14 protein-coding genes and 1 pseudogene are annotated in these 18,024 nt (G+C 64.1%); 12 read left to right on the forward strand and 3 right to left on the reverse strand.

Features of this window, described 5'->3' with window-relative positions; all coding sequences use genetic code 11:
- Nucleotides 1-247: 247 nt before the first annotated feature.
- Nucleotides 248-1,420: an acetyl-CoA C-acyltransferase gene (locus JJ918_RS15415; protein ID WP_291889289.1), complete on the reverse strand. Its 1,173-nt coding sequence runs from the start codon at nt 1,418-1,420 to the stop codon at nt 248-250.
- Nucleotides 1,421-1,781: 361 nt separating this feature from the next.
- Between JJ918_RS15415 and JJ918_RS15420 the strand changes: the two genes are divergently transcribed.
- From JJ918_RS15420 to JJ918_RS15455, 8 genes are all read left to right on the forward strand, one after another.
- Nucleotides 1,782-3,095: an acyl-CoA dehydrogenase family protein gene (locus tag JJ918_RS15420; RefSeq protein ID WP_291889291.1), complete on the forward strand. Its 1,314-nt coding sequence runs from the start codon at nt 1,782-1,784 to the stop codon at nt 3,093-3,095.
- A 131-nt stretch (nt 3,096-3,226) separates the two neighbouring features.
- Nucleotides 3,227-4,717: an MFS transporter gene (locus JJ918_RS15425; RefSeq protein ID WP_291889294.1), complete on the forward strand. Its 1,491-nt coding sequence runs from the start codon at nt 3,227-3,229 to the stop codon at nt 4,715-4,717.
- Between the two features lie 27 nt (nt 4,718-4,744).
- Nucleotides 4,745-5,899 (forward strand): thiolase domain-containing protein, encoded by a 1,155-nt coding sequence (locus JJ918_RS15430; RefSeq protein WP_291889297.1) that lies wholly within the window; start codon nt 4,745-4,747, stop codon nt 5,897-5,899.
- A complete protein-coding gene (locus JJ918_RS15435; protein WP_367277724.1) occupies nt 5,896-6,297 on the forward strand; it encodes a Zn-ribbon domain-containing OB-fold protein in 402 nt (133 codons plus the stop codon). The genes JJ918_RS15430 and JJ918_RS15435 overlap by 4 nt, the downstream gene beginning before the upstream one ends.
- Before the next feature lie 2 nt (nt 6,298-6,299).
- Entirely contained in the window at nt 6,300-7,508 is a 1,209-nt protein-coding gene (locus JJ918_RS15440) for an acyl-CoA dehydrogenase family protein (RefSeq protein ID WP_291889301.1), read from the forward strand.
- 19 nt (nt 7,509-7,527) lie between these two features.
- Complete coding sequence (locus JJ918_RS15445; protein WP_291889303.1) at nt 7,528-8,643, forward strand: acyl-CoA dehydrogenase; 1,116 nt, start codon at nt 7,528-7,530, stop codon at nt 8,641-8,643.
- Nucleotides 8,640-9,953, forward strand: a complete 1,314-nt coding sequence (locus tag JJ918_RS15450) for an MFS transporter (RefSeq protein ID WP_291889305.1) — start codon at nt 8,640-8,642, stop codon at nt 9,951-9,953. Before JJ918_RS15445 ends, JJ918_RS15450 begins: the two co-directional genes overlap by 4 nt.
- A 166-nt stretch (nt 9,954-10,119) precedes the next feature.
- Complete coding sequence (locus JJ918_RS15455) at nt 10,120-13,014, forward strand: TonB-dependent siderophore receptor (RefSeq protein WP_291889306.1); 2,895 nt, start codon at nt 10,120-10,122, stop codon at nt 13,012-13,014.
- Nucleotides 13,015-13,087: 73 nt separating this feature from the next.
- On the opposite strand, the gene JJ918_RS15460 is transcribed toward JJ918_RS15455, so the two are convergent.
- Nucleotides 13,088-14,344 carry a TetR/AcrR family transcriptional regulator gene (locus JJ918_RS15460; RefSeq protein WP_291889308.1) on the reverse strand — a complete coding sequence of 419 codons (1,257 nt, stop codon included), beginning with the start codon at nt 14,342-14,344 and terminating at the stop codon, nt 13,088-13,090.
- Nucleotides 14,345-14,676: 332 nt separating this feature from the next.
- Between JJ918_RS15460 and JJ918_RS15465 the strand changes: the two genes are divergently transcribed.
- From JJ918_RS15465 to JJ918_RS15480, 4 genes and pseudogenes are all read left to right on the forward strand, one after another.
- Nucleotides 14,677-14,964, forward strand: a complete 288-nt coding sequence (locus tag JJ918_RS15465) for a DUF1330 domain-containing protein (protein ID WP_291889311.1) — start codon at nt 14,677-14,679, stop codon at nt 14,962-14,964.
- A 3-nt stretch (nt 14,965-14,967) separates the two neighbouring features.
- Nucleotides 14,968-15,516: pseudogene (locus JJ918_RS15470) on the forward strand (aldo/keto reductase); the annotation flags it as partial.
- Nucleotides 15,417-16,031, forward strand: a complete 615-nt coding sequence (locus JJ918_RS15475) for an aldo/keto reductase (protein ID WP_291889313.1) — start codon at nt 15,417-15,419, stop codon at nt 16,029-16,031. The pseudogene JJ918_RS15470 and the gene JJ918_RS15475, both read left to right, overlap by 100 nt.
- A complete protein-coding gene (locus JJ918_RS15480; RefSeq protein ID WP_291889315.1) occupies nt 16,028-16,804 on the forward strand; it encodes a thioesterase family protein in 777 nt (258 codons plus the stop codon). Before JJ918_RS15475 ends, JJ918_RS15480 begins: the two co-directional genes overlap by 4 nt.
- Nucleotides 16,805-16,872: 68 nt before the next feature.
- Here the strand turns inward: JJ918_RS15480 and JJ918_RS15485 are convergent, their stop codons facing one another.
- Nucleotides 16,873-18,015, reverse strand: a complete 1,143-nt coding sequence (locus tag JJ918_RS15485; RefSeq protein ID WP_291889317.1) for a DUF3089 domain-containing protein — start codon at nt 18,013-18,015, stop codon at nt 16,873-16,875.
- Nucleotides 18,016-18,024: the final 9 nt, after the last annotated feature.

An 18,024-nucleotide genomic window follows, 5' to 3' on the forward strand; every position in this document is an offset into this window, starting at 1 on the left:
ACCGCCTCATTTCTCCCAACCGCCTCATTTTTCCCGGACGGAGGCCTGCGCAGGCAGGCTGCAGATCCGGGACCGACCGAAGATCATTTCAAGCGATGTGTTTCCCGTCGATCCCGGCGCTTCCGCCCGGCTTTCGCCGGGTGTCCAGCCGGGAAAAAAGGGGGCTACCTCAGCTTCTCCCATTCCCGGCAACAAAAAGGCGCGCAGGCCGGTCCCGCGCGCCTTTTCATTTGTGCCGAAGCCGCGCCTAGAGGACTTCGAACAGGCCCGCTGCGCCCATGCCGCCGCCGACGCACATGGTGATGACGACGTATTTGGCGCCCTGGCGCTTGCCCTCGATCAGGGCGTGGCCGACCATGCGGGCGCCGGACATGCCATAGGGGTGGCCGATCGAGATCGCGCCGCCATTGACGTTCAGCTTGTCGGCCGGAATGCCCAGCTTGTCCTGGCAGTACAGCACCTGGACGGCGAAGGCCTCGTTCAGCTCCCACAGACCGATATCGTCAGCCTTGAGGCCGAAGCGCTCGAGCAGTTTCGGAACCGCGAAGACCGGACCGATACCCATCTCGTCCGGCTCGGTGCCGGCCACGGCCATACCCATATAGCGGCCGAGCGGCGCCAGGCCGCGCTTGGCGGCCAGTTCGGCTTCCATCACCACGCAGGACGACGCGCCATCGGACAGCTGCGAGGCATTGCCGGCGGTGATCGTGCCGCCCTCGACGACGGGGTTCAGCCCCTGCAGCCCTTCCAGATTGGTTTCGGGGCGATTGCCTTCATCCTTTTCGAGGAAGACCTCCTGCTGCGAGGTTTCGCCGGTGGCCTTGTCGACGACGATCTTGGTCGACTTCATCGGCACGATCTCGTCGTCGAACTTGCCGGCGGCCTGGGCGGCGGCGGTGCGCTGCTGCGACTGCAGGCCGTACTCGTCCATGCGGTCACGCGAGATGCCGTAGCGCTTGGCGACCACCTCGGCGGTCTGCAGCATCGGCATGTAGATGTCCTTGTGCATGGCGACGAGTTCCGGATCCGGCGCGACGCGCATGTCCTTGGTCTGCACCATGGAGATCGACTCGACGCCGCCGGCGACAACGACATCCATACGGTCGACGATGACCTGTTTGGCAGCCGTCGCGATCGTCATCAGGCCGGAGGAGCACTGGCGGTCCATCGACATGCCGGCCACGGTCACCGGCAGGCCGGCGCGCAGCGCAGCGGTGCGCCCGATCGTGTGCTGCACGCCCTGCTGCAGGGCGGCGCCGTAGACCACGTCCTGGACTTCGGCCGGATCGATCTTGGCGCGTTCGACAGCCGCGGCGATGGTGTGACCGGCCAGGGTCGGCGAAGGCGTGGCATTGAAGGCGCCGCGATAGGCCTTGCCGATCGGGGTGCGGGCGGTGGAGACGATGACGGCATCACGCATGGAGGTTCTCTCGTTCTTTGTGTGATCGGATCGGGGTTCGGATGTCCGGCGTCGACCGGCGCTGGACGGCGTGCTCGAAAACCGGGTTCGAAGACCTGGCTTGCTGATCGGCGAAGGGAGAGCGGTGCGAAATCAAAACCGGTTCCGATGCGATTGGCGGGCGAGCGACTGTCAGGGTTTTGTCATCCGGACCGGCCACAGGCAAGAAAAAACCGGACCGTGTCTTCAAAATTGAACAGTCCGTTGCGCGTGTCCGCATCCGGCCCATTCAAATTCCTATAAACCGGGCGGTCTTGCCGGTTTTCAAAAAACAGGTATGCTCGTACCCAAGATACGAAAACGGATCGGCGGAGGTGGTGATATGGCATGGGATTTCGAGACCGAGCCAGACTTCCAGGAGAAGCTCGACTGGATCGACAGTTTTGTGAAGCACAAGGTCGAACCGCTGGTGCATCTCGGTTTTCATCCGGCCGATGTAAAAAATCCCAAGCACCGCGCCATCGTCAAACCCTTGCAGGAAGAGGTGAAGGCGAAGGGGCTGTGGGCTTGCCATCTCGGGCCGGAACTGGGCGGCAAGGGTTATGGCCAGGTCAAGCTGGGGCTGATGAACGAGATTCTCGGCCGTTCCGCCTTTGCGCCGACCGTGTTCGGCTGCCAGGCGCCGGATACCGGCAATGCCGAGATCATCGCGCACTACGGAACCGAGGATCAGAAGGCGAAGTATCTTCGGCCGCTGCTGGACAACGAGATCGTTTCCGCCTTCTCCATGACCGAGCCGCAGGGCGGGTCCGACCCGCTCCTGTTCACCTGTTCCGCCGTCGAGGATGGTGATGAATGGGTGATCAATGGCGAGAAATGGTTCTCCACAAACGCCAAATGGTCGGAATTCCTGATCGTCATGGCGGTGACCGATCCCGATGGCGATCCCTATCGCCGCATGTCCATGTTCATCGTGCCCACGAAGACGCCGGGCGTGGAGATCGTGCGCGACGTTGCCGTCTACGGTCAGCAGGAGGGGTCGGAAGGCTATGTCCGCTACACCGGTGTGCGGGTGCCGAAGGACCATCTCCTGGGTGAGCGCGGCGGCGCCTTCGTGATTTCCCAGACCCGTCTGGGCGGCGGCCGGATCCACCATGCCATGCGCACGGTGGGGGCCTGCAAGCGAGCGCTGGATCTGATGTGCCGCCGGGCGGCCAGCCGGCGCACGCGCGACGGCGTGATCGCCGACAAGCAGGCGGTGCAGATGCAGATCGCCGACAGCTATATGGAGTTGGAGCAATTCCGTCTCTATGTGCTCAAGACGGCCTGGATGATCGACAAGTACAAGGACTACAAGAAGGTCCGCAAGGACATTGCCGCCATCAAGGCGCTGATGCCCAAGGTCTATCGCGACATCGCCGGCCGCGCCCTGCACATTCACGGCTCGCTGGGCGTGTCCCCGGAAATGCCGTTCGCCGCACAGGTGATCGGTTCCTTCGTGATGGGGATCGCCGACGGTCCGACCGAGGTGCACAAGGTCACCGTGGCGCGCCAGCACATGCGCGAATACCGCAATATATCCGATCCCATCTTCCCCGACTACTCGATCCCGCAGCTCAAGGACGCTGCGCTGGAGAAGTACGGGGATATCGCCGACACGGTCCGCGAACTCGCGGAAACGGCCGGCGCCGACTGAGTTTTCAGGGCCGGCGCTGGGCCGGCCGCGACCAAGACGCCAAAAGGCGCGACACGTGAAACGGGGAGGAGGGCGACACCGATGACGGGGCCGTCAGTGTCTGTCCTTCCGCACATGTCTGTGGAGGACAAATGACTGAGACAGCTTCGCCCGCGGCGCCGCCGCCCCTGAAGTTCCGGACCAAGTTTCTCTATGGCGTCGGATCGATGGCCTATGGCGTCAAGGACGTGGCCTTCAGGGCCTATCTGCTCTGGTTCTACAATTATGTGATCGGCGCGCCGGCCGCGCTGGTCTCGCTGGCCATCCTGGTTGCTCTCATCTTCGATGCGATCTCCGATCCCATTGTCGGCCAGATTTCCGACGGTCTGCGCACGCGCTGGGGGCGGCGCCATCCGCTGATGTATGCCTCCGCGGTCCCGGCCGCGCTGAGCTTCTACCTGCTCTGGCACCCGCCCGGCGGGCTGGAGGGATGGAATCTCTTCTTCTACCTGGCGATCCTGTCCTCGCTGGTGCGCACCTTCATCACGCTCTACGAGATCCCGAGCTCGGCGCTCGCGCCGGAACTCTCCACCAATTACGACGACCGGACCTCGATCGCGTCCTATCGCTATTTCTTCGGCTATCTCGGCGGGATCGGCATGTCGGTGATGGCATTGTGGATCTGGCTGGCGCCGACGGAGGAGTATCCGATCGGGCAGCTCAACCCGGCCGGCTATCTCACCTTCGGCCTCGTTGGCGCGTTGCTGATGATCTCGACCGTGTTGCTGTCGACCCTGGGCACACACCACCGCATCAAATATCTGCGCCAGCTGCCGCCGCCCAAACGGCGCAATCCGCTGGAGACGCTGGCGCTGATGGCGCGGACCTTCGGCAACAAGCCTTTCCTGGCGATCCTCGGCTTCGGCGTGCTGAAATATACCGCGATCGGGATGGCCTCGGCGCTTTCGCTCTATTTCGGCACCCTGTTCTGGGGGTTCAACTCGCGCGAACTCGCCATCATGGCGGCCGACCCCCTGCTGGGTGCAGTGATCGCGCTGGTCGCCGCGCCGCTGATCTCGAAAAAGCTGGGCAAGCGGAATGCTGCCTTTGCGCTGGCCGTCGCCGCCATCGTGTTCGGCGTGACACCGTTCGTGCTCCGGCTGAACGGACTGTTTTTCGAGAATGGCGATCCGCTCCTGCTGCCGGTTCTGTTCGCCATCCTGTCGGTGTATTCCGCCTGCGGGATTTCCTCGGCCATCCTCGTGCACGCCATGATCGGCGATGTGATCGACGAAAGCTCGCTGCGCACGGGCCGCCGCGCGGAAGGTCTGTTCTATGCGGCCAACAGCTTCATGCAGAAATGCGTGACCGGCTTCGGCCTGATGGCGGCCGGCATCCTGCTCACCGTGGTGAACCTGCCCGAGCGCGCCCAGCCGGGCGACGTCGATCCGGCCTCGGTGGATCTGCTGGCCACGCTCTACGTGCCCAGCGTTGCCTTCCTCTACATCGCCGGCGCGCTGTTCCTGCACTTCTACCGGATCGACCGGTCCAGCCACGAAGCCAATCTGGAGGCGCTGAAGGCCCGCGAGGCCGCCGAAGCGGCTGCCGCCCAGCCGGAAGAGAGCCCTGGCGTCCAGCCATGATCGTTCGCCCGACCTACAGGAGACCTCATGTCACTGCGTAACCGCGCCTATATCGCCGGCGCGTTCGAACACCCCACCCGCCTGGCGCCCGACAAGTCGACGCCGCAACTTCACGCCGAGTGCGCGGCCGGTGCGCTGGCCGATGCCGGGCTGAGCCTGGAGGATGTCGACGGGTATTTCTGCGCCACTGACGCGCCGGGCTTCGGTCCGATCTCGATGATCGACTATCTCGGTCTCAAGGTCCGTCACACGGATTCCACCGAGATGGGCGGGTGCACCTATATCCAGCATGTCGCCCACGCCGCCGAGGCGATTGCCCTGGGCAAGTGCAAGGTGGCCCTGATCACGCTGGCCGGCCGGCCGCGCTCGGAAAACGTGATGCGGTTCCGGCCGGGCGCGCCGGAAAGCGCGTTCGAGCAATTCGTCGGTCTGACCAATCATACCTCCTACGGGATGTGCGCCGTGCGGCACATGCACGAGCATGGCACGACGTCGGAGCAGCTGGCCTGGATCAAGGTCGCGGCCTCGCATCACGCCCAGCACAATGAACACGCCATGCTGCCCAAGGTGGTCACTGTCGAAGAGGTGCTGGAAAGCCCGATGATTGCCGACCCGCTGCACCGGCTGGATTGCTGCGTGACCACGGACGGCGGCGGCGCGCTGGTCGTGGTGGCGCCGGAGATCGCGCGCTCGCTGAAGCGTCCGCTGGTTGCTCTGCGCGGTGCGGGTGAGGCGACGAAAGGACCGTCCGGGGGGCTGGGGCTCGACCTGACGACATCCGCCGCCGCCCGTTCGGGCCCGGCGGCCTTCGCCGAGGCCGGGGTGACGCCGGCGGATATCAAATACGCCTCCATCTATGACAGCTTCACCATCACCGTGCTGATCCAGCTGGAGGATCTCGGTTTCTGCGCCAAGGGCGAGGGCGGCAAGTTCGTTGCCGACGGAAACCTGATCTCGGGCACCGGCAAGCTGCCCTTCAACACGGATGGCGGCGGGCTGTGTTCCAACCATCCCATGTTCCGCGGCGGTATCACCAAGGTGATCGAGGCGGTGCGGCAATTGCGCGGTGAAGCGCACCCGGCCGTGCAGGTCCCCGATTGCGATCTGGCGGTCGCCACCGGCATCGGCGGATCCCTTGGCGCCCGCCATGGTGCGGCCACCGTCATCCTGGAGCGGCAATGATGAGCGAGCGTCGATACCCCGCGCCCGAGCCCAATGCGGAAACCCGGGTGTTCTGGGATGCGGCAGCCAAGGGTGTGCTGAAGATCAAGAACTGCCGGGCCTGTTTCCGGGCGCACTACTATCCGCGTGCGATCTGCCCGCATTGCGGGTCGGACACGACGGAATGGGTGACGAGCGAGGGCGCCGGCGAGATCTATTCGGTCTCGGTCATGCGCCGCGGCGAGGGCGCGCCCTTCGCGGTCGCCTATGTGACGCTCGATGAGGGGCCGGCCGTTCTTACCAATATCGTCGACTGCGATCCCGACAGCCTGGCCATCGGCCAGCGTGTGCGGATCGCGTTCAAACCGAGCGAGGAAGGGGCGCCGCCCGTTCCCACGTTCACGCCGAGTGGAGACTAGACATGGCCACTGCAGAACTCACCAATCCGGCCGACGCCCTGGAGGCTTTCCGCAAGGACGCCGCTGACTGGCTGGCCGCCAATTTCCCGAAATCCCTGGTGGGCAAGGAAAACGTGCTCGCCACTGTCGAGGGCGGGTCCGATCCCGATCCCGAAGCGGTCGGCTGGAAGAGGGCGATGGGCGAGAAGGGCTGGGGCACACCGACCTGGCCGAAAGAATATGGCGGTGGCGGGCTGAGCTTTGCCGAGGCGCGGGTTCTGCAGGAGGAAATGGGCAAGATCGGCGCGTGGAACCCGATCGGCGGCATGGGCGTGATGATGCTCGGGCCGACGCTGCTGGAGTTTGCCTCGGAGGAGCAGAAGCAGCGGCACATCCCGCCGATCTGCCGCGGCGAGATCCGCTGGTGCCAGGGTTATTCCGAGCCGGGCGCCGGCTCCGACCTCGCCAGCCTGCAGACCAAGTGCGAGGACAAGGGCGATCACTGGCTGGTCAATGGCCAGAAGACCTGGACGTCCGGCGGTCAATGGGCCGACTGGTGCTTTGCCCTGGTGCGCACCGATACGTCGAAGAAGCATGAGGGCATCTCCTTCATCCTTCTGGACATGAAATCGCCGGGGGTTGAAGTGAAGCCGATCCGGATGATCTCCGGCACCTCGCCCTTCTGCGAGACCTTCTTCACCGATGTGAAAGTGCCGAAGGAGAATCTGGTCGGCGATCTCGGCAATGGCTGGACGATCGGCAAGCGCCTGCTCCAGCACGAGCGCACCAACCTGTCAGGCGGCGGCAGTCTGGGCCGTGGCCAGGGGCCGTCCCTCTCCGACATCGCCAAGCATTATGTCGGCACCGATGCGGAGGGCCGGATCGCCGATGCCGATCTGCGCATGCGCATCGTGCGTCACGAAATGGAGGCGCAGGCCTTCAAGGCGACGGCGCGCCGTGTGATGCTGGAGTCCAAGAGCGGCAATATCTCGCTGGGCTCGTCCATCCTGAAGAATGTCGGCGCCCGCATCACCCAGGAGCGGGCCGAGCTGACGCTGGAGATCATGGGCATGAACGGGCTGGGCTGGTCCGGCGACGGGTTCAATCCGGCCGAGCTGGGCGCCACGCGTGGCTGGCTGTGGGGCAAGGCCGTGTCGATCTATGGCGGCACGACCGAGATCCAGAACAATGTGATCGCCAAGCGCATCCTCGGGATGCTGGATCACCAGTAGGCGAAGGGGAGAGAACGACATGGCCGTCCTGAACGAAGAACAGAGCATGCTGCGCGACATGGCGCGCGACTGGGCCAATGAACAATCGCCGGTGACCGCTTTCCGCAAGGTGCGCGATGCGGGCGAAGCGATCGGCTTTGATCCGAAAGCCTTTGCGGCCCAGGCCGAGATGGGCTGGACCGGGGTGATCATTCCGGAAGCCTATGGCGGGTCGGATTTCGGCTATCTCAGCCTCGGCCTCGTGCTGGAGGAAACCGGCCGGACGCTGACGGCGAGCCCGCTGGGCACGACGGCGCTGGCGGCGACAAGTGCGCTCCTGCTGGCCGGAAGCGAGGCGCAGAAACAGGCCTGGCTGCCGAAGATCGCGTCGGGCGATATCATTGCGGCGCTTGCGGTAGACGAGGGCCCGCGCCACGACCCGTCGAAGATCGCCACGAAAGCCGAGAAATCCGGCGATGGCTGGACGCTAAGCGGCACCAAGAAGTTTGTCGCCGAAGGCGATGGCGCGCACCTGTTCGTCGTTGCGGCGCAGACCGGTAGCGGGATCGGCCTCTTCCTGGTGCCGGCGGATGCCAAGGGCGTCAGCCGCGCACCGCGCAACATGGTCGATGCCCGCAGCCATGCCGAAGTGCGCTTCGACGCGGTCAGGCTGGACAGCGATGCGCTGATCGGGCCGGAAGACGGCGCGGCTTTGCTCGACCAGGTGCTCGACCGGGCCCGGGCCGGCGTCGCGGCCGAGATGCTGGGCCTTGCGGTGCAGGCGTTCGACGACACGCTGGCCTATCTGAAAACCCGCGAGCAGTTCGGCGAGATCCTGTCGCGCTTCCAGGCGCTGCAGCACCGCATGGCGCACCAGTTCACCCAGATCGAGCTGATGCGTTCGGTCGTCGAGGGTGCGCTTGAGGCGGTCGATGCGAACCGTGACGACATCGCTGCGAAGGTCTCGCTGGCCAAGGCGACAGCGTGCGACACGCTGCACCTGGTCTCGCGCGAGATGATCCAGCTGCATGGCGGGATCGGCATGACCGACGAGCATCATGCCGGCTTCTACATCAAGCGGGCGCGGGTGCTTGAAAACGCCTGGGGCAATGCGGCCTTCCACCGGGAGCGCTTTGCGCGCCTGGCCGGGTATTGAGCGCCGAGCCCGACAGTCCCGTCCCGGCGGCCAATCGCGTTCGCGCGGATGGTGGTGCGGGGCGGGAGCGTGCCTATGACCGGTTTGTCGAAGGCAATCTGAAGCGCAATTACGTCGCTCATTTCACGCACGGCATGCTGGGCATGACAGGGTTCCGCCTGATCTTTGCGCCGACCTTCGTGCCGGCCTATCTGCACATGCTGACCGGCTCGCCCTTCATGGTCGGCATGGGGCAGGCGCTGATCCAGGCCGGGGCCATAGCCTCGCCGATCATGGGCGCGGCGCAGATCGAGCATCGCCCGCACGTCATGCCGGCGGCGATGACGATCGGCGTGCTGATGCGTCTGCAGTTGCTGGGGCTGGCGCTGGCAGGCTGGTTCCTGACCGGTCATGTCCTGCTGCTGGCGACTTTCCTCTTCCTCTTCCTGTTCGGTTTCTTCCTGGGCTCCCAGCGTGTTGCCTTCCAGGTGGTGCTGGCCAAGGTGATCCCGATCCGCCTGCGCGGACGGCTACAGGCCTGGCGCAACCTCGCCGGCGGGGCGATCGCGGCGGGTCTGTCCTGGTGGGCCGGGGTCTATCTCATCGACCCGAATGTGTTCGGCAATGGCTATGCGACGACCTTCATGGTCGCCTTCCTGCTGACGAGTGCCGGCCTGGCCGCGCTGTGGATCTTCATGCGCGAGCCCAGCAGTCCGACCGTGAAGACGCGGACGGGCATGCTCGACCGCATCCGCGAATTCCCGGTGCTGCTGGCCGACCGGGATTACCGCAACTTTCTCCTCTCCCTGGTCTTCGCGACCATGGGCCGGATCGCCACCCCTTTTTGTATCGTCCACGCCAGCCGGCAGATGGAGGTGGACGGGGCTGCGATCGGACTGTTTTCGCTGGCCTTCCTCGGTGCGGACACGGCGACCAACCTGATCTGGGGCACGATGGGCGACCGCTACGGCTTCCGGATCACCTTCGTCGGCACGCTGATCGTCTGGCTTGTTTCGCTGGGGGCGATGATCACGGCCGTGGCGCCCTGGCAATTCCTGCTTGCCTTCTTCGGGCTGGGGGCTGCGATGTCGGGAAACATGATGAGCGTGACGACGCTCGTGCTCGAGTTCGGCCACCGTGACGACATTCCCATGCGCCTGGCCCTGTCGACGACGGCAGAGACCTCGGTTGCGACCGTTGGTCCACTCGTGGGCGGAGTGATCGCGGCGACGCTCGGACTGGCTCCCGTCTTCGTCCTGTCGATGGTTTGCCTGGCAATAGCGCTTTGCATTCTCGTGTTGGGAGTACGCGAACCGCGTCATCTGAAATAAGTTGACGTTTACGGAAACGGCAACTCGATTATCCAATAATAACTAGATATATCGATGTATCTTTCTTGACGAGGTCAAATCTCATTGCTCTAATCGAATGCGCGGTATGTAAAAAATCATAAGCAACCGCTCAGTCTGGGAGGAGATTATGACTGTGAAGGGTCTCATGCGTGCGAGCAGCGCGCTGACAGCCCTTGCGTTGACTGCGGGGCTTGGCTCTGCGGCATTGGCGCAAGACGACGATGTGATCATCGTCACAGGTTCCGTTATTCAGGGGACACCCGAGGACGCCGCCCTGCCGGTGGACGTCCTCTCATCGGAAGAGCTGGCACGGCTGGGCAATCCCTCGCCGGTCGAATTGCTCAAGGCGCTGCCGGTATCCAGCGGCGTCATCGGCGACACGAACCAGTTCGACAGCCGGTCGCAGGCGACCGAGGGCATGGCATCGGTGAACCTGCGCGGCCTCAGCCCGCAGCGTACGCTGGTCCTGCTCAACAACCGGCGCCTGGTGTCGGCGGGGACGGGGGTTCCCTTCGTCGACATCAACCTGCTGCCGCAGGCGGCGATCGGCCGGATCGAGATTCTGAAGGACGGTGCGGCGGCGATCTACGGATCGGATGCCATCGGCGGTGTGGTGAACTTCATCACGCGGTCCGACCAGGACGGTTTCCGCGTCGGCGGGGACTACACCTTCATCGACGGCAGTTCCGGCGACTATACCGTCCACGGTAGCTGGGGTCGTCAGGGCGACAATTACAGCATCCTGCTTGCGGGGGGCTATCAGCATCGCGACGAACTGCTTGCGGTCGATCGCGACTTCGCGGTTCAGGACTTTGAATCGAACCCGGAAGGTGGCTGGACTGGCGGCGGCAACCCCGCGACCTTCCTGCCGCTGGGTGTGATCCCCGGTGTTGGCGTTTCGCCGATCGGCGGGCTTCGCGCCGACCCGCAATGTGCGGCCCAGGGCGGCTATGTCACCGCCGCGGGCTGGTGCCGGACGCAGTATACCGGCTTCGACGCTCTCGTTGAGGAAGAGGATCGCTACCAGCTCTATGGCGAGCTGAATGTCGAGCTCTCGGATACGGTCGAATGGGATTTCAGCCTGCTCTACGGCAATGACGAGATCCCGCACTACCGGACCTCTCCGATGTACCTGCTCACGCAGGCGCCGTCCGCGATTGCGGCGGTCGGCGGGTCGCCCAGCGGCTTTATTGTTCCGGGAAACAATCCGGGCTTCATCGAAATGGTGACCAATAATCCGGGCATCGTGCCCGCCGGTACCGTTGCGGCCCTGTTCCCGACCCTTCTGTTCCGTCCGCTGCTCGCGGGGGGTAACCCGGCCTTTATCGGCAATCCCGACGATCTGGGATCGGCGACCGGCCGCCGCGAGAACGAGAGCTTCCGGATGTCGACCGGACTGACGGCGGAAATCACGGACTCCGTGCAGTTCGAATTCGCGCTGACCTATCACAAGTTCGAGCGCTATTTCGACGGATACGACTCCTTCGGTGACCGTGTGCAGCTCGCGCTGCGCGGCTTCGGCGGTCCGAACTGCGATCCGACGACCTCGGCGCCCGGGACGGGCGGCTGTCTTTGGCTGAACCCATTCGGCAACCAGGTGAACGGTGCCAATCCGAACACGCCCGAGCTGATCAACTGGTTCTTTGTCCAGTCGACCAGCTTCCTGGAGACCGAGCTTTTCGTGGCCGACTTCACCCTGTCCGGCGATACCGGCTGGGAGCTGGCCGGCGGGCCGGTCCTGTTCGGGGCCGGGGCGCAGTACCGCAAGAACACGTTCGCGGCGACCTATGGCGACAACAACAATATCGCGGTGAATCCCTGCCGCGATACGCCGGTCACCGGGTCGACCTCCTGTGCCCAGCCCAACGGGGCGCTGGCCTTCCTCGGGTCGAATGCCGACTCGGAAGCTGACAATGACGTCTACGCTCTGTTCGGCGAGATGCAGCTGCCGGTGACGGACAATTTCAATGTCCAGCTGGCCGCCCGCTTCGAGGACTATGGCGGAGAGACCGGATCGACCTTCGATCCCAAGATCACCGCCCGCTGGCAGATCACCGATACATTCGCCCTTCGCGGTTCGGCCGGCACGACGTTCCGCGGCCCGCCGGCACAGCAATTGTCCGACCGGAATGTGACGTCACTGCAGGTGATCGCGAACAGTTTCCGGCCGGTCGATGTCTACGGCAATCCGGCGCTGGCGCCGGAGACCGCGACGAACTACTCGATCGGTCTGCTGATCGACACCGGCGCCTTTACGGCCAGTGTCGATTACTTCCGCTACGAGATCGAGGACACGATCACCACCGAGCCGCTTTCCGGCATGGTGGCGACGATGTTCGGCGATCCTGCAAATTGCACGGATCCGGCGTTCGACGCCTTGCGTGAACGCTTCCAGTTCAATGATGGCGGCGGTGTGCCTGGCGCCGGAACCTGCGCTGTCGGGAATATCTCCCGGGTGCGGACCGGCTGGGTGAATGGCGGCGATCTGACCAGCTCCGGTGTCGACTTCATCGTCAATTACGACTTCGGTGACGTGCTGGGCGGCCAGCTCAATGCCGGCGTCACGGCGACCTACATGCTGGGCAACGAGCTGGGTGAAGAGGTGGTCGAGGGCATTGTCGTGCAGGACGGGTTCGACGGTGTCGGTTTCCTGAACTTCCAGACGACCGCCTATCCGGTGCCGGAGTGGAAGGCGCGCGGATTTGTCGAATATACCTACGGCAATTTCGATGCGCGGCTGACGATGAATTATATCGACAGCTATCGCGATCAGCGTGCCGACAGCGGCACGGGGCCGTTCGCGCCCAATACCAACATCCCCGGTGCGCCGGTGCTGATGCAGGGTGCGACGATCGACAGCCAGGTCACGACAGACTTCAACCTGATCTACAATTTTGGCGATGCGACCACCGTGTCCTTCACCGCGTTGAACATCACGGATGAAGATCCCAGCTTCGCGCGCCTGGACTACAACTACGATCCGTTCACAGGCAATCCGCTGGGCCGGGTCTTCCGCGTCGGGGTCAATACCGAGTTCTAGGTGTTACCTGCCCGGACAAGAAGAAGGCCCCGGTCGACGGACCGGGGCCTTTTTTGTGTGTCTTGCGGGATGGCTAGCGCGGCCAGGCTTTCGGCGGGTCGGAGAACAGCCCGTAGGCGATGGTCGAGGCGTAGTAGGCAAAGGCCTGGGCCGGCGGCACGCGCTGGATCCAGTTGCGCAGGTCGTAGGCCGAGTTGAGCGAGCCCATGACGGCCTGGCTGGCGATCAGCGGATCGATCGGCTTGATCGAGCCCTCGGTGATGCCGTCGATCATCATGCCGGCAAAGCGCCGCGCCATGCGGTTGGACTGGGCTATGACGTCATTGCGCAGCTCGTTCGGCAGGGCCTGCAGGGCGGTCGTGCGCACCAGCGGGAATTCCGAATAGAGCTGGATGTCCAAGAGGGTCGCGATCGAGGAGGCGAGCTGCTCCCAGTGGCTGCCGCCGGCGCGAACGGCGGCGCGCTGGACCAGCGAGACACGGCCATAGCTGCGCCGGAAGCATTCCAGCACCAGTTCGTCCTTGGCTTCCAGATGGTGATAGAAGCTGCCCTTGGTGACGTTCAGTTCGGATGCGATCTGTTCGACCGAGGCGCCGCGATAGCCGCGCTCATTGATCAGGAAGGTGGCGGCGCGGGCGAAATTGCCCGGCATGCCCTCGATCCCGACTTTCAGCGAGGACTCGTCGATCTGCAGCAGCCGCGGTTCCCAGCTGGAGCCCTTGGGCGCGAAGCCGGTCTCGAACAGCTCGATCATGCGCTTGCAGACGCGATCATAATCGCCGGTCGAGTATTGCGAGATCCAGGCCGGCAGCCAGAACATGTTCTGCACGAGCACATGGGCGCGGATCGTGCCGAGCACCTTCTCCTCGTCATTGCGCGGCGGATCGAAGAAGGTGCGCAGCTTGCGGAAGACCTGGACATAGCGCGCCGTCAGGTCGGAATTGTACGGCTCGTTGAGTGCGCGAATGTCGGAGAGCACCGCGACCGGGCGCTCCTCCTCGGCATTGATGGCGGCCTGGAGCTCGAAATTGCTGCGGATATAGCGGGCGATCCGCTCCTGCGGCGTGCGCCCCCGGGCCGCATCCTCGATCAGGGCCTCGATCCGCTCAAGCGAACGCTCCAGCACTGCCGAGGCCAGCAATTCCTTGCGCTTGAAGTAGTACGTGATGCTGGTCGTGTTGAGGTCGACCAGCTGTGCGACATCGACAAAGGTCATGCCGCGCACGCCGTGCCGGTTGATCAGGGTCGCGGCGGCGTCGAGGATCCGCTCGCGTTTCTCCTGGAAGCGGCGCGTCTTCGCGCTGTCCAGCGTATCAGGGGTCGCAGTCATATCATTCGCTTAGCAGAGTTCGCGCCTATCGTCACGCGAGTGGGGAACCTCTCTGCCTCACCTCCATGGAACGTACTATAACAGAAGCGGTACGGGTTTCGTTCAAAAAATCCGGTGCTCACCGGGTGTCTATATATAGATGAAATTGAAACAATCTCCCCGAGGCTTCGACGAGCTGCTGTGTTTACCGTAGAATGAGTATGCTGTAGCGTGCCGGTTGTGCTGCGCGGGCAGGACTGATCCGCGCACCAGCCAGAAATCCGAGGAGAGGGCATGCCTCTGTTCAGCCAGGAAGGCCGTGCGGCGATTGAGGGCATGAAGGCGCGCCTGTCATGACCGTCTATGTCATCGCTCAGCTCGAGTTTACCGACGAGGCGCGCTACCGCACCTACCAGACGGCAGCGACAAAGCTCTTCATGGAAAAGGGCATCCGCGTCCTGGCGGCCGACGAAGCGCCGGTCGTGCTCGAGGGCGACTGGTCCGGCGACAAGGTGGTTGTGATGGCTTTTGATGATGAGGCCGCAGCGCGCGCCTTCTTGGAAGGACCGGAATACCAGGCCATATCCGAAGACCGGCGTGCGGGCGCACGCTCCACAGCCATCATGATCAAGGGGTTTTAGGCCATGCGGTACCGGCAACTCGGCGACAGCGATCTGACCGTTTCGGAAATCTCGCTCGGCACCTGGCTGACCTTCGGTGTTGGTATCGAGCGCGAGAAGGCCATCGCCAGTCTCGACCAGGCCTTCGATCTGGGGATCAACTTCATCGACACGGCCAATGCCTATGGCTATGGCGCGGCAGAAAGCCTGCTGGGCGAGGCGCTGAAGGACCGGCCGCGCGACAGCTATATCCTGGGCACCAAGGTTTTCGTGCCGATGAGCGAGACCGATTACGGCCTGTCCCGCGCCCAGATCGAGAAACAGCTCGATGCGTCCCTGAAGCGTCTCAATACCGATTATGTCGATCTCTACCAGTGCCACCGCTATGACGTGGACACGCCTCTGGAAGAAACGATGGAGGCGCTGACCGATGCCGTGAAAGCCGGCAAGGTGCGCTATATCGGCTTCTCGGAATGGTCGCCCAAGCAGATCCAGGCTTCGCTGGACCTGCCCGGTGTCGAGAAATTCGTCTCCAGCCAACCACAATATTCCCTGCTCTGGCGGCGGCCGGAAAAGTCGGCTTCTCGGAATGGTCGCCCAAGCAGATCCAGGCTTCGCTGGACCTGCCCGGTGTCGAGAAATTCGTCTCCAGCCAACCACAATATTCCCTGCTCTGGCGGCGGCCGGAAAAGGCGGTCATTCCGCTGTGTGCTGAAAACGGGATTTCCCAGATCGTCTGGTCGCCGCTGGCCCAGGGCGTGCTGTCGGGCAAGTATGTGCCGGGCGATACGCCGCCGCAGGACAGCCGTGCCTCCAGCGACAAGATGAACCGTCAGATGGGGCACTGGAACCGGCCCGAAGTGATCGAGGCGGTGCACCGGATGAAGCCGCTGGCCGAGGAGGCCGGTGTCTCCATGGCGCAATTCGCCCTTGCCTGGGTGCTGCGCGAACCCAATGTTGCCTCGGCTATTGTCGGCGTCAGCCGGCCCGAACAGCTGGCGGCCAATGCGGCGGCCTCGGGCCTGAAGATCGATCCGGCCCTGTTTGAAAAGGCGGAAGCCATAGCTGCGGAGATACCGAGCGCGTGAGTCTGGTCGATATTCTTGCTGCCGCCGAAACGGGGGAGAACACCCTGACGGCGCGTGTTCCCGATACCTGGATGCAGGGCCGCACGGCCTATGGCGGCCTGTCCGCCGCGCTGGCCCTGGAGGCCGCAATCCGGTCCCAACCGGACCTGCCACCCTTGCGCACGGCGCAGATCGCCTTTGTCGGCCCGCTGGCCGGTGAGGTGACGGTGGAGACCCGCCTTCTGCGCCGCGGCCGTACGGCGGCCTATATCGAGGCGAATGTCTTCGGCGAGGGCAAGCTGGGCCTGAAGGCGCTCTTTGTCTTCATGACGGCGCTAGAGTCGGCGATCGACTATGCCGATGCGGCACGACCCGATGCGCCGGCTCCGGAAGACGCTGCGCCCGCCATGGCGAACCCGGATCCGAAATTCTTCACCAGCAATCTGGAATACCGCCACGCCCTGCCGATTGAGGAAAGGCACACGCCGGACTTCATGCGCTGGGTGCGTCTGAAGGCGCGCGACGGCCTGCACCCGATGGTCGAGATGATGGCGATCGGCGATGCCCTGCCGCCAGCAGCCATGGCGCTGTTCCAGAAACCCGGGCCGATCAGCTCGATGACCTGGATGCTGAATGTCCTCACAGCAGAGCCCATGACGCGGGATGGCTGGTGGCTGTCGCGCTCGACTGCCGATCTCGTGCGCGACGGTTCGTCCAGCCAGGTGATGCAGATGTGGAATGCCGACCGCCAGCCGGTCGTGACGGGTATGCAGAGCGTCGCGATCTTCGTCTGACCAAGGCTTTCAGCCGGGCAAAAAGAAAGGCGGGCCCGCGAGCCCGCCTTTTGCACAAGAGGGAGCTCCTAGTGGCCGTGAGCGGCTGCCTGGCGTTCCACCAGATCGATGAGATCGGCCTGGGCAATGCCGACATCGAGAAGATGCAGGCCCCAGTCGGCGAGGATGGTGCCGTCCGGCGTCATGACGTCACCGACAATATCGTCGGTCCGCGGGTCGTCCGGATCGCCATGAACCGTAACGGCGAAATAGTGGCCGGCCTCGCTGTTCACGCATTGGCCGGTCAGAAGGCCGGGCACGCGGACGTAATCTGTCTCGATCTCGGGACCGTCCTCAATCCAGGGTCCGGCTTCGGCCGACGAGGTGAAGGCGCCGCCGGTTGCGAGATAGGCGCCCAGCGGGGTGTCGGAATTGCCCGCCAGGTCGGCCGTATTGGTGCAGGCGACTTCCAGCGCGGGATCGCTCGTCTTGCCGAAGCGCGAGCCCTCCGGCGGCGGCGCGTCGGCGCGGAAGGTGACATACCCGATGAAGCAGCCGGTCTCGTCCGGTGACGTGCAGGGCGGGATAGCGTCGAAAGACCCGCCCAGAGTGGCGTCCACGGGTGTTGTGATATTGAAGCCGATCAGCATGGCCGACAGCATCTGCGCCTGCACCGGTTGACCGTCGACTTCGTTGGCCACGAGGGTCTCCAGCATCCGCGCGCCCTGGGAATGGCCGATCAGCACAAAGGGCCGGCCGTTATTGTCGTGCTCCAGGTAATGCGCAAAGGCGGAGCGGACATCCATATAGGCCAGCGCGCCGTCAGCGCCGGTTTCGGTATTGCCCGCCATCATCTGGCGCAATGCGGTCAGCGTGATCTGGCGGTACATCGGCGCGAAGGTGCGGCACACCGAACCGAAACGCGCAAACTGGGCGGCAATGACCCGGTTCTCCTCGTCATTGGCGACGAGGTCGCTGTTGCCGCCGGGATCGTTCGACACGGTCGGATAGACGTAGAAACAGTCGACAGCCGGATCGTCCGCGGCTTCATAGGTCTCGATCTCCGTTGTGCCATCGGCATGGACGATCGTGGTGTCCAGATCGATCGTACAGGCATCCTCGCGGCCGGGGCGGCAGAGCCAGTTTTCCGCGGCGTCATAGTCGGGCGGCGTATAGCCGGCGGGCTGGGCCAGGCTGGCGGCGCCGGCCAGGACGAGTGTCGTAAGCAGCATGCAGGTCTC

This window comes from Maricaulis sp., assembly GCF_017642925.1.
Lineage (GTDB): Bacteria > Pseudomonadota > Alphaproteobacteria > Caulobacterales > Maricaulaceae > Maricaulis.

Coding starts and splice junctions, on each gene's coding strand:
- JJ918_RS15415 (WP_291889289.1), bottom strand. CDS start 1,420: ATGCGTGATGCCGTCATCGTCTCCACCGCCCGCACCCCGATCGGCAAG.
- JJ918_RS15420 (WP_291889291.1), top strand. CDS start 1,782: ATGGCATGGGATTTCGAGACCGAGCCAGACTTCCAGGAGAAGCTCGAC.
- JJ918_RS15425 (WP_291889294.1), top strand. CDS start 3,227: ATGACTGAGACAGCTTCGCCCGCGGCGCCGCCGCCCCTGAAGTTCCGG.
- JJ918_RS15430 (WP_291889297.1), top strand. CDS start 4,745: ATGTCACTGCGTAACCGCGCCTATATCGCCGGCGCGTTCGAACACCCC.
- JJ918_RS15435 (WP_367277724.1), top strand. CDS start 5,896: ATGATGAGCGAGCGTCGATACCCCGCGCCCGAGCCCAATGCGGAAACC.
- JJ918_RS15440 (WP_291889301.1), top strand. CDS start 6,300: ATGGCCACTGCAGAACTCACCAATCCGGCCGACGCCCTGGAGGCTTTC.
- JJ918_RS15445 (WP_291889303.1), top strand. CDS start 7,528: ATGGCCGTCCTGAACGAAGAACAGAGCATGCTGCGCGACATGGCGCGC.
- JJ918_RS15455 (WP_291889306.1), top strand. CDS start 10,120: ATGCGTGCGAGCAGCGCGCTGACAGCCCTTGCGTTGACTGCGGGGCTT.
- JJ918_RS15460 (WP_291889308.1), bottom strand. CDS start 14,344: ATGACTGCGACCCCTGATACGCTGGACAGCGCGAAGACGCGCCGCTTC.
- JJ918_RS15465 (WP_291889311.1), top strand. CDS start 14,677: ATGACCGTCTATGTCATCGCTCAGCTCGAGTTTACCGACGAGGCGCGC.
- JJ918_RS15475 (WP_291889313.1), top strand. CDS start 15,417: ATGGTCGCCCAAGCAGATCCAGGCTTCGCTGGACCTGCCCGGTGTCGA.
- JJ918_RS15485 (WP_291889317.1), bottom strand. CDS start 18,015: ATGCTGCTTACGACACTCGTCCTGGCCGGCGCCGCCAGCCTGGCCCAG.